13 protein-coding genes are annotated in these 15,738 nt (G+C 37.1%); 4 read left to right on the top strand and 9 right to left on the bottom strand.

The window, feature by feature from the left end:
• Positions 1 to 78 precede the first annotated feature (78 nt).
• The 6 genes from rpsG to fsa all read right to left on the bottom strand — a co-directional run bounded on the left by rpsG (position 79) and on the right by fsa (position 7,054).
• Positions 79 to 546, bottom strand: a complete 468-nt coding sequence (gene rpsG / locus H8B04_RS14650; protein ID WP_165292043.1) for a 30S ribosomal protein S7 — start codon at positions 544 to 546, stop codon at positions 79 to 81.
• Between the two features lie 19 nt (positions 547 to 565).
• On the bottom strand, positions 566 to 979 hold the full coding sequence (gene rpsL, locus H8B04_RS14645; protein ID WP_002993550.1) for a 30S ribosomal protein S12: 414 nt from the start codon (positions 977 to 979) through the stop codon (positions 566 to 568).
• 120 nt (positions 980 to 1,099) lie between these two features.
• The gene (locus H8B04_RS14640; RefSeq protein WP_190302823.1) at positions 1,100 to 2,932 is read right to left on the bottom strand and encodes an acyltransferase family protein; all 1,833 of its coding nucleotides are present in this window, start codon (positions 2,930 to 2,932) and stop codon (positions 1,100 to 1,102) included.
• A gap of 274 nt (positions 2,933 to 3,206) precedes the next feature.
• Positions 3,207 to 5,336, bottom strand: a complete 2,130-nt coding sequence (rnr, locus tag H8B04_RS14635; RefSeq protein ID WP_165292041.1) for a ribonuclease R — start codon at positions 5,334 to 5,336, stop codon at positions 3,207 to 3,209.
• Between the two features lie 504 nt (positions 5,337 to 5,840).
• Positions 5,841 to 6,305: a Fur family transcriptional regulator gene (locus H8B04_RS14630; protein WP_190302822.1), complete on the bottom strand. Its 465-nt coding sequence runs from the start codon at positions 6,303 to 6,305 to the stop codon at positions 5,841 to 5,843.
• A gap of 89 nt (positions 6,306 to 6,394) precedes the next feature.
• Complete coding sequence (gene fsa, locus H8B04_RS14625) at positions 6,395 to 7,054, bottom strand: fructose-6-phosphate aldolase (protein ID WP_190302821.1); 660 nt, start codon at positions 7,052 to 7,054, stop codon at positions 6,395 to 6,397.
• Between the two features lie 98 nt (positions 7,055 to 7,152).
• On the opposite strand from fsa, the gene H8B04_RS14620 reads away from it, so the two are divergent.
• The gene (locus H8B04_RS14620; RefSeq protein ID WP_190302820.1) at positions 7,153 to 8,397 is read left to right on the top strand and encodes an MFS transporter; all 1,245 of its coding nucleotides are present in this window, start codon (positions 7,153 to 7,155) and stop codon (positions 8,395 to 8,397) included.
• 67 nt (positions 8,398 to 8,464) lie between these two features.
• Here H8B04_RS14620 and H8B04_RS14615 read toward each other — a convergent pair whose 3' ends face one another.
• From H8B04_RS14615 to H8B04_RS14605, 3 genes are all read right to left on the bottom strand, one after another.
• A complete protein-coding gene (locus H8B04_RS14615; protein ID WP_190302819.1) occupies positions 8,465 to 9,913 on the bottom strand; it encodes an alpha-L-fucosidase in 1,449 nt (482 codons plus the stop codon).
• Positions 9,914 to 10,016: 103 nt separating this feature from the next.
• Positions 10,017 to 12,017, bottom strand: coding sequence for a (E)-4-hydroxy-3-methylbut-2-enyl-diphosphate synthase (gene ispG / locus H8B04_RS14610; RefSeq protein ID WP_190302818.1), 2,001 nt, complete (start codon positions 12,015 to 12,017; stop codon positions 10,017 to 10,019).
• Between the two features lie 28 nt (positions 12,018 to 12,045).
• Positions 12,046 to 12,942, bottom strand: a complete 897-nt coding sequence (locus H8B04_RS14605; protein ID WP_165292036.1) for a LiaI-LiaF-like domain-containing protein — start codon at positions 12,940 to 12,942, stop codon at positions 12,046 to 12,048.
• A 195-nt stretch (positions 12,943 to 13,137) separates the two neighbouring features.
• Between H8B04_RS14605 and H8B04_RS14600 the strand changes: the two genes are divergently transcribed.
• From H8B04_RS14600 to H8B04_RS14590, 3 genes are read left to right on the top strand one after another with little or no spacing between them, the layout of a single operon-like run.
• Complete coding sequence (locus H8B04_RS14600; protein WP_165292035.1) at positions 13,138 to 13,872, top strand: MlaE family ABC transporter permease; 735 nt, start codon at positions 13,138 to 13,140, stop codon at positions 13,870 to 13,872.
• Between the two features lie 9 nt (positions 13,873 to 13,881).
• Positions 13,882 to 14,637: an ABC transporter ATP-binding protein gene (locus H8B04_RS14595; RefSeq protein WP_190302817.1), complete on the top strand. Its 756-nt coding sequence runs from the start codon at positions 13,882 to 13,884 to the stop codon at positions 14,635 to 14,637.
• 46 nt (positions 14,638 to 14,683) lie between these two features.
• The gene (locus H8B04_RS14590; protein ID WP_165292033.1) at positions 14,684 to 15,586 is read left to right on the top strand and encodes a class I SAM-dependent methyltransferase; all 903 of its coding nucleotides are present in this window, start codon (positions 14,684 to 14,686) and stop codon (positions 15,584 to 15,586) included.
• Positions 15,587 to 15,738 lie beyond the last annotated feature (152 nt).

Raw genomic sequence — 15,738 nt, 5'->3', positions numbered from 1 at the left:
AAGTACACCGACCTTGATAATATATAAGATGTATTACCAAAGGTCGGTGTAATCATATTTGAATCTTTGTGTTCAAAATTAGAATCTGAAGTGTGAGAACGCTTTGTTAGCTTCCGCCATTTTGTGCGTATCTTCTTTCTTCTTCACAGCAGCACCTTCACCTTTAGAAGCTGAAATGATTTCTCCTGCTAATTTCTCAAACATAGTTTTTTCACCACGTTTACGGGCGTAAGAAATTAACCATTTCATACCTAAAGCAATTTTACGCTCTGGACGAACTTCCATAGGAACTTGGAAGTTAGCACCACCTACACGGCGAGATTTAACTTCAACAGCAGGCATAACGTTGTTTAAAGCTTTTTTCCAAGTCTCTAAACCGTTTTCTTGTGTTTTTTGTTCTACTAATTCTACTGCATTGTAAAAAATAGAGTAAGCGATAGATTTTTTACCGTCTAACATCATATTATTTACGAAACGTGTTACCTGAACGTCATTAAACTTTGGATCAGGTAAAATGATTCTCTTTTTCGGTTTTGATTTTCTCATTTTTCTTTCCTCCGTTTAATTATTTCTTTTTACCTTTTGCTGGAGCTGCAGCTGCTTGTCCTGGTTTAGGACGCTTAGTTCCGTATTTCGAACGACGTTGGTTACGACCTGCTACACCTGAAGTATCTAATGCACCACGGATGATGTGGTAACGTACACCTGGTAAATCTTTCACACGACCACCACGGATCAATACGATCGAGTGTTCTTGTAAGTTGTGACCTTCTCCAGGGATGTAAGCGTTAACCTCTTTACCGTTTGTTAAACGTACACGAGCTACTTTACGCATTGCTGAGTTTGGTTTTTTAGGGGTAGTAGTATATACACGTGTACATACACCTCTTCGCTGTGGACATGAGTCCAACGCTGGTGACTTACTCTTATCAACCAGAGCTACTCTACCTTTTCTAACTAATTGTTGAATAGTAGGCATTTACCTGTTTCTGTTTTAAATTTTTGTTAAAAAATCTTTTTAAGTCCGCAAAGATAAATATAAGATTTGGAATTGTAAAGTGTTGTGTAGAAAAAAGTTTGAATTAACTTGAGGGACTTTTTAGTAAGTTTTGCTAATTATATATCTCACTAATTGATCAGCTCCAAAAATGCTTAGATGGTCATCGTCGTACATGTAGCATTCTCTATTCTGATATTTAATAAATGGATAATCCGCAACATTTAAATAATCGTTACCAGCGAAATCTTTTTTAAGAGCATTATTATAATCATTAGCCTGTTTTAAAATATACTTTTGTTCCAGTTTGGAGTTGAGTTTCTTTTCCAATGCTAAAATATCTCCATAAGTCATCGTATAAGCAGGAGTTTGACCGATGATAGTATATTCTAGCTTATGTTTTTTGAGATAGGCTATTAGACTCTCCATTTTCTTTTTCAGAGTGGGATAGTCGTATTGTCCCGATCCCCAAAATCCTGTAATATACACCTTATCTATATGCATAGCATTTTTAGGTAGAAAAGTTTTGTAGATGTAATCTATTACCTTAACAGAATTTTTTGGGCCTTTTGTTTCTAACAAAGGATATGTCGTAGAGACCGTTGCTTGCAAAAAATTAATATTTGAAGCTTGTAATTGTGTCTTGAAAGAATACGCAAGTGCTCCCGCGTGACTATCTCCGAGTAATAAAATATTCTTTTTATTAGAATGAATAAACAAACAGCCTTTTTTATTGAATTGCTCAAACGTATGTTCCACATCTATATGGCAAGTTCCTCTTCTAAACTGTTTGTTTAAAAATTTCTTGCGGTAATTTTCATTATAATGGGAAAAGTATTGGGTTTCGGACTCTTGGATATGCGTACTGGCATAGCTTATTCCTACACAGGTAAATAGACTTATAGATGCGCTAATCGCAACAAATTTTAGTGACGCAAGCCTTCTGTTGCTTTCAATTAAATAATAAGAGAGGATTGCCAATGTAAGTGAAGATAATATAAGGATTAGGGTAACTCCATGTCCTGTCAACGCAAAATAATAGGTAAAAACGAATATCGGCCAATGCCATAAATACCAAGGATATGAGATTTTCCCTATAAACTGTGCGATAGAGGATTGAAATAAATTATATTCCCAACGAACTAATATAATGCATGCCGTCGCAAAAACCGGAATAAGCGTATAGCAGGAGGGCCATGTCATATCCTTCTCTTGATAAGCGTAAATGCAGTAGCATAAAACTAGGTAGCATATGCTGCATATCATACCACGGGAAACTGTATTAATTTTTATTTCCTTTTGCAAAAAATATACTAATCCACCCAATAGCATTTCCCATGCGCGTGTAGGAAACATATAAAAAGCTAGGCTATTATCATTCTCATTGAAATAAAGCATTCCTAAGAAAGAAAACAGAATCAAAAAACTAAATAGAATAATACTTTGATACCTGTGCTCTATTAGTCGTTTCCGAAAAGGATATAACAATAAGGGATAAATCATATAAAACTGCCATTCCACCGATAGAGACCAGGTGTGCAACAAAAAATTTGATTGAGATGCATTATCAAAATATCCGCTTTTCAGATAATAGGAAATGTTGGACACGAAAAACAAACTGCTGATCGCATATTCGTTTATTGTTTTTATATCTTTTGGAAGCAAGGTGAAGGCTGATGCAATGGCTATTCCCACAAGCATAAATAATAATGCAGGAACAATCCGTTGAGCTCTTTTGCTATAAAATGTTCGGAAACTAAAATTATTGTGGTGAAAGCCTTTCAGAATATTGGAAGTCATCAAATATCCAGAAATAACAAAGAAGATATCTACACCTATAAATCCGCCTTGAAAATATGGAATCTGGAAATGAAAAAATACTACAGCAATCACAGCTATAGCACGTAAAATACCAATATCGTATCTGAAATTCATGAGTTTTTGTCTTACAAAACTCTATAAAATAGATTGTAAAATAAAATATGATTTTGATTAAACATCTATTTCTATGTGGAGGAGATATGGTAGCAGGGCAAAAAGCTTCCTTGTCAGCCGTGAGGTTGGATTCTCTGTGGGAAGTATTCGGTGAAATGGTATTAAGCCCCATCTTTTAGACTTATTTCCAGATTCTGTTGAAGATTTGATGGAAAGTATAAATGGCATGAAAAATAAAACAATAAGAGCGCTAAATATAAGCGCTCTTGTTGTTTTATGATAACAAAGTAAAGTCAATCTGTCTTTTCTCTAAATCGACTTTCTTCACTTTGATTTGAACTTCGTCGCCTAGTTGATATGTTTTCTTCTTGCGCTGACCGATGATAGCATAGTTCTTTTCGTCTAAAGTGTAGAAATCGTCCGTGATATCGCGTAAGCGTACCATACCTTCACATTTGTTTTCTTGAATTTCTACATACATTCCCCATTCTGTCACACCAGAAACAATACCAGTATATTCTACACCAACTTGGTCTTGTAAGAATTCAGCTTGTTTGTATTTAATAGAAGCGCGTTCCGCTTCAGCAGCTTTTTTCTCCATTTGCGAAGAATGTTCTGCAAGTTTCTCATAGTGTTCGGTATTTACTTTGGTACCACCATCCAAATAGTATTGCAATAAGCGATGTACCATTACGTCTGGATAACGACGAATAGGGGAGGTGAAGTGTGTATAGTAATCAAAAGCCAATCCGTAGTGGGAAGTACCTTTTGTCGTATAAATCGCTTTTGCCATAGAACGGATAGCTAAGGATGTTAAAAGGTTTTGCTCCTTGCTTCCTTCAATTTTCGTCATTAAAGCATTCAAAGACTTTGCGGCTTCTTTATCTGTTTTAGTATTTAGTTTGTAACCAAAGCGAGCAGCGAAATTGGAGAAGGTGTTCAATGTTTCAGTATTAGGCACATCGTGGAAACGGTAAATGAAGCCTAGTTTATTTTTACCTTTCCCTTGTTTACCTATATATTCAGCAACTTTTCTATTTGCCAAAAGCATAAAATCCTCAATCAACTTATGGGCGTCTTTACGCACTTTGGTGTATACACCCAATGGTTTTCCATTTTCGTCCAAATGGAATTTCACCTCTTCGCTCTCGAAACTAATTGCACCATTTTTGAATTTGCGCTCGCGTAAAATGTAAGCCAGTTCGTTTAATTTCAAAATAGCTTCGGAATGATCGCCTGCTTTATTCTCAATAATCTCTTGTGCTTCTTCATACGTGAATCTGCGGTCTGAGTGAATAATAGTTCTTCCAAACCACTGTTCAATCACATTTGCTTTCTCATTCATTACAAATACCGCTGAGAATGTCAACTTATCCTCGTTCGGTCTCAAAGAACATAGATTGTTTGAAAGTCTTTCAGGAAGCATTGGAATTACACGGTCTACTAAGTAAACCGAAGTGCCTCGTTGAAATGCTTCTTTATCTAAAATAGAATCTGGCGTCACATAATGCGAAACGTCCGCAATGTGTACGCCGATTTCATAATTTCCATTCTCTAGAATTTGGAAAGAAATGGCGTCATCAAAATCTTTTGCGTCGAAAGGATCGATCGTGAAAGTAAGCACATTTCTAAAATCACGACGTAATGAAATTTCCTCCTCACTGATTTTATCCGAAATATCTGCTGCAGCTTTTTCTACTTCTTTCGGGAATTCCAAAGGGAAGCCAAAGTCAGCGAGAATGGCATTCATCTCGGTATTGTTTTCTCCTTTTTTACCCAATACACTCTTTACTTTTCCTATGGGATTTTTGGCGTTCGCTGGCCACTCCATAATTGATACGACTACCTTTTCTCCGTCCTTGGCACCATTCAAATTGTCCAAAGGGATGAAGATATCGTGTAGCATTTTTCTATCGTCAGGAAGGAAGAATGCATAGCTCTTGGAGATGTCTATGGTTCCTGTAAAATCCGTCTTTGCACGTTGTAGAATTTCGATGATTTCACCTTCTCTCTTCTTACCTTTTTTACGTTCGTAGACGTGCACTTTTACGGTGTCTCCATCTAGTGCTTGTCTAAGTTTTCGAGGGGCTACGAAAATGTCATTTTCCAATTCATCTTCGGGTACGATATAGGCTGAACCATCTGCTGTCATATCGACAGTTCCGGTTACATATACTTTCAATTGGCGAAGTTTAAACTTGCCTCTTTCGGGTTGTTGGAAGTGACCTTGCTTGGACGCGTCACTTAGAATATCTGCAATAGTTATTTTGGAATCTGTATCGGTGATGTTAAGTTTTGAGGCTACTTGTTTGTAGTTCATCAGCTGGTTGCCGTTCTTTTCAAAAACATCTATGACGAGTTGCGTTAATACCTCTTTATACGGATTCTCTTTTTTGCTCTTCATATGAGTCGATTGTATTTTATGTGTTTTATAATATCTAATCAGGGCAGGGGAGAAGAGAAGTGCTTAGCACAACACTGCCTTGAAATCATATACTAATATACAACAATACTGCCAGAGTTAATGAATGATTACAAGGTATAGAGGTTAAGAAATCTTTAAATATATTTTAAGTTATTTTATGGTTTATTTTAGCAACAGTATGTTGCTGAATATTAGCCTTTAATTTGTTAATTTTACTAAAATCGTATTTCATAAACCTTTGTTTTTAAGTGGTTTGAGAAGGAAAGTTGGTTAAGGGTATAGTTTTATTTAAATTTTAATTTTATAAAATTGTTATTTTAGCATGTATAAGTTATTTTATTATAGATATTTATACCTTTAAAAGCTAAAATTTTTTATATAAAGATGAGGTTAAAAATTGTGCAAAAAATACCAAAAACAATCCTTCTTCTACATGTAAAATGCAAAGAAGATTATTTCAGATAATAGTGTGAAAGAGGTCGATTAATCCTGTTGAGCTTGGCATACCTCACAAATTCCGACTGCGTTGATAGCAATCGCATGCAAGGAAAAGTTTGTCGGAATATTGATCTTAGGTACGGAGATTTCATCTAGGCAATATACGCTATTGCAAACCGAGCAGATAAAGTGTACATGTTGGTCGTGGTGGTGGTCGGCACTACATTTGGTCGAACAAATTGCATAAGTAGCTGTTCCGTGTAAATCGAAAATCTTATGTAAAATTCCCTTGTCTTCAAAAGAAGCTAAGATTCTATACAGCGTCACTCGGTCAATTTCAGCACCGAAAACTCTCTCCAATTCCGGTTGGGTGATAGCTGTCTTTTTGTCAGAAATAACTTCCAATACACGAAGGCGCGGCTTAGTTACTTTAAGTCCATTAGACTTCAAAAGTTGATTAAAATCCGTAGTATGATCATGTGTATGCGCTTCGTGTTGTGTTGTTTTCATATAGGTAAAATTACGAATTTATGCTGGTAAAAGAAAGCCTCTCAGACGGGTGGTCTGAGAGGCTTTTGTATGCTGTATATAGAGCTTGATTATTTGCCTGCAGCTTTAGCGTGATCAGCCAAAAATTGAGCAAGACCGCTATCTGTTAATGGGTGTTTTAATAAGGCTGTGATAGCTGATAAAGGACCCGTCATTACATCTGCACCAATCTTAGCACAACCTAATAAGTGTGCGCTGTGACGTACAGAAGCAGCTAAGATTTGAGTCTTGAAACCGTAGTTATCATAGATCAAACGAATCTCCTCGATTAAGCCTAAACCGTCTACAGAAATGTCATCCAAACGACCTACGAAAGGTGATACATATGTAGCTCCAGCTTTAGCAGCTAATAAAGCTTGACCAGCTGAGAATACCAACGTGCAGTTCGTTTTGATTCCTTTTTGGCTAAAATATTTGATTGCTTTAACACCATCTTTGATCATTGGGATTTTAACGACGATCTTTGGATCTAATGCCGCTAGTGCTTCCCCTTCTTTGATCATGTTTTCATAGTCAGTAGCGATTACTTCAGCACTTACATCGCCATCCACGATAGAGCAGATTGCCTTGTAGTGATTGATTACGTTTTCTTCACCACTAATACCTTCTTTGGCCATTAAACTTGGGTTGGTAGTTACGCCGTCTAATACGCCTAAATCTTGAGCCTCTTTAATTTGATCTAAATTGGCTGTGTCAATAAAAAACTTCATGTTTAAGTTTGTTGTATTTTAATAATATTTAAAACTATCTATAATTTTAGCTGTTACAAAGGTAGTTATTTATTCATATTAAACGCTATATTGCCCACATGGAAATTTTCAGATCGTTGCACTACCGAAATTTTAGGTTGCACACGATAGGACAGTCCCTATCATTGCTGGGTACATGGATGCAACGCATAGCCATTAGTTGGCTTGTATATGAGTTAACAGACTCTGTATTTTGGTTGGGATTTGTATCCTTTATTTCGCTTTCTCCTTCATTATTTTTGGCACCCTTTATTGGTTCTTTCGTCGATGGAAGATCTAAATATAAGCTCGTTGTTTGGACGCAGATTTTGCTAATGATTCAGGCAGGTATTCTGACCTTGGTGGTTTTTCTAGGTTGGGAATCGGTTACATGGCTTTGTATTCTGGGGTTTGTGCAAGGTGTGATAAATGCTTTTGATGTGTTAGGAAGGCAAGCTTTATTGTCCTCATTGGTGGATAATCGAAAAGATTTACCCAATGCAATCGCGTTGAACTCTTCTGTTTTCAATGCGGCACGTATGGTCGGACCAGCTATTGGAGGGGTGTTACTTAGTACTTATGGAGAGTTTGTCTGTTTTCTGATGAACTTCCTAAGCTTTATTCCTGTGCTTACAACGCTATCTTTAATGAAAGTCATTGAAAAGCCAATTGCAACAGTCAAAGGACGTTCCACGTGGCAAGGTTTGGTTGATGGTTTTGATTATCTCAGAAGATCGCCACACTTGGCTTCCTTGATTGTAATTATGACGTTCTCTAGTTTGTTTGTGATACCCTATACATCGTTGTTACCCGCAGTAGCGCGAGATTTGTTTAATGGCGATGAAACAACCTTTTCCTGGTTTGAATCAGCAGCGGGGTTGGGAGCCATGATTGGCGCTATCCGTATGGCAAGTCTCAAAACGGGTGAGAATTTGCGTTATCGTGTCATGTTCTCAGCCCTGACAATGGGGATTTCTATATTGCTGTTGGCTTATGCACATTACCTACCTTCTGCGATTTTCTTTACAGTGGCTGTTTCCTTTGCTATGATGATGCAAAATTCAAGTATCAATACGTATATCCAAACCCATTCCATGTCTTCTTATAGAGCACGTATTATGTCGTACTACGTTATGTCCTTCCAAGGTATATTCCCTGTTGGTAGTTTGATTACTGGCACCCTAGCGGAAGCTGTAGGACTTAAAAATGCCTTGTATATTATGGGAAGTATTGGAGTGATAATTTCTCTTGGCTTTTATATCTATTTGCGTACCCACCTGCATCGAAGATTATTTAAAGTGGATTATTCGAGATGGAAGATATAGATTTATATTAAAAAAGGACTAGTAATTGGTTTACAAGTCCTTTTAGAAATAAAGGTGCAATCAAGAATTACAACATATTCGTAAATTTTAAAACCAGTAATTCTCCTGGGATTTCTCCGGGAATAAAGCCTGATAAATCGACTTCACAATTCTTTCCGACATTTTTAGCTTTTAAAACTTTTGATGAACCTAATATTGATACAGCTGTATTAGACTTGATATTATAATTTTTCAGAACAATCTTTGACTGGTACTTTGGTAGAAATGCATAAAAATCTTTATCTTTTTTGGTGAAAAATAGTTCCACATGCGCTACATCAGCTTTTGGTTCGACGAGTTTTGCAGCATTGTATCCCGCCATATAGCTTTTATCATCTTTCTTGGGAATGTTTGTCGAACTCCATTGGTACGGATTTTTAACAGCTTTAGTACCGTAAATTGCTTCTCCATTTACTTTAAGCCATTCACCCATTTCTGTAAGTCTCTCTTGCATAATAACTGGAATTCTTCCATCGGCAGTAGGACCAATGTCCAGTAGTAAATTTCCACCACGAGCGACGATATCGATAAGTAATAACAACAGTTCTTTTGAAGTTTTGTAGTCGTGGATATTTTCATTGCGATTATAACCGTAAGAGTGTCCTATACCTTGACTTTCTTCCCATACAATGTCGGCACTCATGCCGCTACCATATTCGGATGTCGTATAGGTGGCTCCATGATTAGTTTCCCGTGTATTTTTACCCCAACGATCATTTACAACTACATCTTTAGCTACGAGTGAATCATTAAAAAGCCAAGCCAAAAATTCTTTACTTTGCCATGTGGTATCGGATAAATCCCATTCACCATCCGAAAAAATAATTGAAGGTTTGTGTTTGTTTACCAAATCTTTCAATTGAGGAAGCATATGCTCGTTGATATATTTATTTTTATCGGACTGCCATAGCGGATTGTACCATTCATAAAGTGAATAATAGTAGCCCATCTTCAAGCCTGCATCTCGTACAGCAGTTGTTAAGTCACCAAGTAAATCACGTTTTGGGGTCCCAGAAACCGCATTCCATGGTCTTTCCCAGCTGCGATCAGCTTCTGGACTATCCCATAATGCATAACCATCATGATGCTTGGATGTCAATACCACATATTTTGCTCCTGAATTTTTGAATACTTCAGCCCATTGCGTTGGATTGTATAATTCTGCTTTGAATAACGGGTCGAATTGAAAATAAGAAAAGTTTTCACCGAAATTTTGGGTGTGAAATTCCCAAAAAGACTTCTCTTTGTAACTAATCCTATTCCAATACCATTCTGAATAACTCAGTCCATTATTAGGAATTACGGGCGCATATGCGGGTACCGCGTATACTCCCCAATGGATGAAAATTCCGAATTTATCTTGATTAAACCATTCTGGAATCCCTCTTTTATTCAGTGATTCCCAATTGGCTTCAAATTTCTGGGCATGTGAAAGACTGCTAACCAGCAAAGTGCATAGAAAGATAAGTTTTTTCATAAAGTTTATTTTGGTTACCTTAAACTTAAATATACAAATAAAAAAAACAAAAGCCTTAAGTATCAACACTAAAGGCTTTGAAATAAGTTTATGGAAATGAAGATTAACTTTCTTCTACCCAAAGTCCGTCTGATTTGATGATATTAATCAGTTCATCTAATGCGTGTGCTGAAGATACATTTCTTTTCACGACCTCTTGACCGCGGTATAAAGTGATTTTGTCTGGACCAGCACCTACATAACCGTAATCCGCATCAGCCATTTCTCCAGGACCATTTACAATACATCCCATTATACCGATTTTTAAACCTTTAAGATGGTTTGTACGCGAGCGAATCATTTGGGTCGTCTCCTGCAAGTCGAATAATGTACGACCGCAGCTAGGACAGGAGATATATTCTGTTTTGGAAATACGCGAACGAGTAGCCTGCAATATTCCAAAAGAAACCGATGCTAATTTATCTGTAGGAGTCGCAGGCGAATCAATCCAAATTCCTGACCCCAAACCATCAATCAATAAAGCCCCTAAATCTGTAGCGGCATACAATTGAATTTTAGAAATTGGCTCTTCAGGATTCATAATGTCTCCTACAGGGCCTGCAAAATCTTCAGGAGCATAGCTGCGACGAATAATTACCGGATTATCCAGTCCAATCTCTTGTATATTGGCAAAGAATTGGCGTTGATCCGCCATTCCATGGATATTTGTAGTTTCTAACAAAAAGACTACAGTGTGATCCAATTGTAGATTATTGAATTCTTCACTTGCTAAATCATCGTTCGAAATACGTACCAAATTCAATACTGGGTCTTTTGTTAGCGCCTGATTAAATTCCTCTAAGGAATATACGGGATGTATATTAGCTTTATTTGTCAGTCCAAGCCAAGTATTGTAATTGTACAGTTGTTTTAAATTGCCAGGCATCGTAAATGAAGGCAATTCATCAGCTAAGTACACAAAATCCACGGACTGATCACCCATATGATACTTGTCGTTGATCGCGTCATATTTGTAACCCACTTCAGAAAGAATAAAAGGATCTTTTAAGTTTTTTGCTGAAATATCGATGATTACACGTGGAACAAGTGATCCTCCTACGAATGTATTGACTTCTTTTGAATGGTAAGGTTGAGTTTTTGAAACTTCAGCCAGCGTCAAGATTTCACGTTGTGGGATATTTTCAAGTGCTGCTTTTCTTTTGCTGTAGCGATTTACTAAAGCTATAGCTACAGGAGCTTCTTTTTCGGGTTCTTCTGTCAAAGACACGCGAACAGTATCTCCTAAACCATCTTCTAGCAAGGTTCCGATACCCACAGCAGATTTGATACGACCATCTTCACCATCACCAGCTTCTGTAACACCAAGATGAAGTGGGTAATTCATGTTTTCTGCTACCATTCTTTCAACCAAAAGTCGGTAAGCTTGAACCATTACTTGTGGATTCGAGGATTTCATCGACACACACAAGTTGTAGAAGTTTAAATCCTCGCAAATACGGATAAATTCCATTGCAGATTCGACCATACCTTCAGGTGTATCGCCATAACGGCTCATGATGCGGTCTGAAAGAGAACCGTGGTTGGTACCAATACGCATAGCTGTGCCGTATTCTTTACAAATGCCAACCAGCGGAGCGAATTTTTTATAAATACGATCTAATTCGGCTTGATAAGCCGCATCGGTATAATCTATTTGGTCAAATTTCTTTTTATCGGCGTAATTACCTGGATTGACACGTACTTTTTCAACGATACGTGCAGCTACTTCTGCAGCATTAGGTGTGAAATGGATATCCGCCACCAATGGTACATCGTAACCTCTAGCACGAAGTTCTCTCTTAATATTTCCTAAGTTTTCGGCTTCTTTGATACTGGGCGCGGTAATGCGTACAATTTCGCAACCCGCATCTACCATGCGAATGGTCTGTTCGACAGAACCTAAAGTATCCATCGTATCGATAGTGGTCATGCTTTGAATGCGGATGGGATTATTTCCACCCATGGCAAGATGACCAATTTGAATTTCACGAGTTTTAAATCGAGAATATGTTAATTTGGAGTTGCAATAACTACCTGGTAATATCAAACTATGTTGTGTTTCCATTTCGGTACAAAGGTAGCTATTTATAGATTTAATATCTATCTATCTTAAGAGAATTCGCAGCACCATTCAAATTGATAACGTATTTTTTTGCAGCTGCTTCGTAATTGTCTGTTTGCCAAATACCATCTTTCTTCGTAAAACCCTCCAATTTATTGCTGGAGAAAATGGTGGTCATTTCAATAGCGCATGCAGCATCTTTTGGCAAGGTAATCTTACAAGAAGAAGCTGCCGTGTTAATTTCTATTTCAGTTTCTTCTACGGCGGGCTGTCCTAATTTGAAATTCACCGCGGCTGCACCTGAATTAATTTCTAATCTTGAAAACTTATGTGTTGAAAAATCCGCATCAAATCTCGCAGCACCGATATTGAATGTTAAATCCCAAGTCGGTGTGGTATTCAAAGCTAAGAATACCAAATGATCTTTTGCATTTTTATCACTAATAACAGCGTTTAGTTCAATGTCATTTTTTTGTGTTTCCAATTGGAAGCTCAAGTTTTTATTATCGGATTTTGCTTCCATCAAATGCGTTGTATTGCTGTCTACTTTTACTGTTGCAGCACCAATATTGAAAACAAATTCGGGATTGTTAAATGCATCTGAGAAAGGAACATGTACCACACTTTTGGCATTGGTGGTGTCTAGCTTAGTACTATTATAGACTACTTTTCCCATCCAATTGAATTTCTCTTGGGAAGTAAATCCTACAAAAGCTAAAAATACACATAGCGCCACATTTACTCCTATAATTACTGCTGTGCCATAATTTTTATATTGAAATATCAAATTGATACCTAGCGAGACAATAAGCAATGGCCAATATCTTGTGATTGCATAGAAATTGAAATCAATAATATTGAAATTATCCAATAAGGCGATCAACCCAAAAAATACAAGCCAAATACCTGTTGAAATTTTACTCTTCATATTCTTATAAATATATACATTCTCTGTAATATGTCACGAATGTAAGAAGGTAGTTTAATGTTTGGTAACTATTTTCGGTAAAGAAAGGAAAACTTTCGGTGAATTGGTAGATGTTTATTGAATTTTAAACAAAAGCAAATTTTATGGGTTATATGTATATAATATGTATTTTAGCATAAACCGTACAATACACATATGATATTCTATTATTTTGGTGAATATATACTCTTGCTGAAAAAGGTTTTCAAAAGACCTGAAAAATGGCGAGTATATTGGAAAGAGATGTTGCATGAAATGAGTGAGATAGGTGTGGGATCATTAGGATTAATCATAATCATTTCCACATTTATTGGGGCTGTAATGACGATGCAGATTGCCTTCCAATTAAATTCTGATTTTATCCCGCGTTCAGTTATTGGTCAAATCAACCGTGACTCTAATATTCTGGAATTAGGACCGACAATTTCTGCATTAGTATTAATGGGTAAGGTTGGATCTTCGATTTCATCGCAAATTGGTTCCATGCGTGTTACCGAACAGATTGACGCTTTAGAAATTATGGGAATCAATGCTGCAGGATACTTGATTTTACCAAAACTGTTGGCTGGTATTATTATGGTACCTGTTTTGGTTATTATTGCGATAGTATGCGCTTTAGTTGGAGGTTTGTTAGGCGGGGTATTGACTGGAGCTGTGACATCCAATGAATATGTACAAGGAATACAAGGTGGATTCAATGGACTGACTGTTGCGGTAGCCATGGTGAAAGCTTTTGTATATGGATTTATCATTACAACAGTGCCTGCTTACAAAGGATTTCATGTACGAGGTGGTGCGTTAGAAGTTGGTCAGGCTGGTACACGTGCAGTAGTGGTGGGTTGTATTACAATTTTGGCTAGTGATTATATCATTACGGCATTGATGTTATAAAAGATTACAATGATAGAAGTTCAAGACATACATAAATCTTTTGGGGATAAAAAAGTATTAACAGGAATTGATGCGATTTTTGAACCAGGGAAAGTCTCTCTGATAATCGGAGGTTCGGGGTCCGGAAAAAGTACCTTATTGAAATGCATTGTAGGATTGCATAGGCCCGAGCAAGGTCGTGTTTTTTTCAATAAACAGGAATTTACGGCTATGGATTTTGAAGAGAAAGTTCCTATTCGGAAAGAAATAGGAATGCTGTTTCAAAATTCTGCCTTATTCGATTCGATGACTGTCGAGCAGAATATCATATTCACCTTGGATATGTTTACTGAAATGAGCAAATCGGAGAAACGTGATCGCGCAAACTTCTGTTTGGAGCGTGTGAATTTGATGAATACCAATAAACTTTATCCTTCAGAACTCTCCGGGGGTATGAAAAAAAGAGTTGGTATAGCTCGCGCTATTGCGATGAGTCCTAAATATTTGTTTTGCGATGAACCAAACTCCGGTTTAGATCCTGCTACTTCCATTCTGATTGATGAATTGATTTTAGAATTGACACAAGAATACGAATGTACAACGGTGGTAGTAACACATGATATGAACTCGGTGATGGGAATTGGAGAGTATATTATGTTTTTGCATAAAGGTCAGAAATTTTGGGAAGGTTCAAATCAAGATATGCTGCATTCGGATGTACAAGAGTTAAATGATTTTGTATTTGCAAGTCCTTTGATGAAAGCAGCGAAAGCTACGATGAAATAATTTGCCTATTTTCCGTACCTTTGCAAAAAATTAAACGAATAGCACATTGTCTACTCCAACAAATATCCAACTACTTACACCGCAACATTGGAAAGATTACGAATTAATCGACTGTGGTGACTTCGAGAAATTAGAACGTTTTGGTGATTTAATCTTGATTCGTCCAGAGCCGCAGGCCGTATGGCCAAAAGCTTTAAGTGACGGAGAATGGAATAAACGTTATCATATTAAATTCAAAGGCCGTTCGGCTACAAGTGGCGAATGGATGAAGAAAAATCCGAAAACTGCGGATCGTTGGCATATTGAATATAAGAATAACGATGTAGCAATTAAATTTCGCTTGGGATTGACTTCATTTAAGCATGTGGGAATTTTCCCTGAGCAAGCTGTTAACTGGGATTATATCTCCGAGTCGGTTCGCTCGATGAAAACGCCTAATCCGAAGTTCTTAAACCTTTTCGCTTACACAGGTGGGGCGACAATGATTGCGCGTGCTGCGGGTGCTGATGCGACACACGTTGATTCTATCAAACAGGTTGTAACGTGGGCAAACGAAAATCAAGAGCTTTCTGGCTTAACGGATGTTCGTTGGGTAGTAGAAGATGCTTTGAAATTTGTGAAACGCGAATTGAAACGCGGGAATAAATATAACGGTATTATCTTGGATCCTCCAGCTTATGGGCACGGACCGAAAGGAGAGAAGTGGAAGTTGGAAGATCATATCATGGAAATGATGCAAGATGTAGTTCAGTTATTAGATCCAAAAGAACATTTCTTGATTTTAAATACCTATTCATTAGGTTTCTCATCAGTTATTGTAGAGAACTTGATAAAAACTTCATTCCCACAAGTTGAAAACTTAGAAATTGGAGAATTATATCTGCAAGCGACTGCAGGACCAAAATTGCCTCTGGGAGTTTTTGGTAAGTTTAGAAAATTTGCAAAGTAAAAATATTAAAAAAGCTGCCGTAAGGTAGTCATGGTCGGAAGAAATTCCGACCATTTTTCATGTTTTGAAAACTTTAGCTGGGTCTCCTCCTGCAAATATTATTAGAATAGCAGTTATCATATCTCTAAGCTCCATTGCTATTCTTCGTTTAG

Origin of the sequence: Sphingobacterium litopenaei, assembly GCF_014692495.1 — a bacterium.
In the GTDB taxonomy this organism is placed as follows: Bacteria; Bacteroidota; Bacteroidia; order Sphingobacteriales; family Sphingobacteriaceae; genus Sphingobacterium; species Sphingobacterium litopenaei.
The sequence above is the reverse complement of the archived record's forward strand: the minus strand, read 5'-3'. Positions and strand labels throughout refer to the sequence as shown.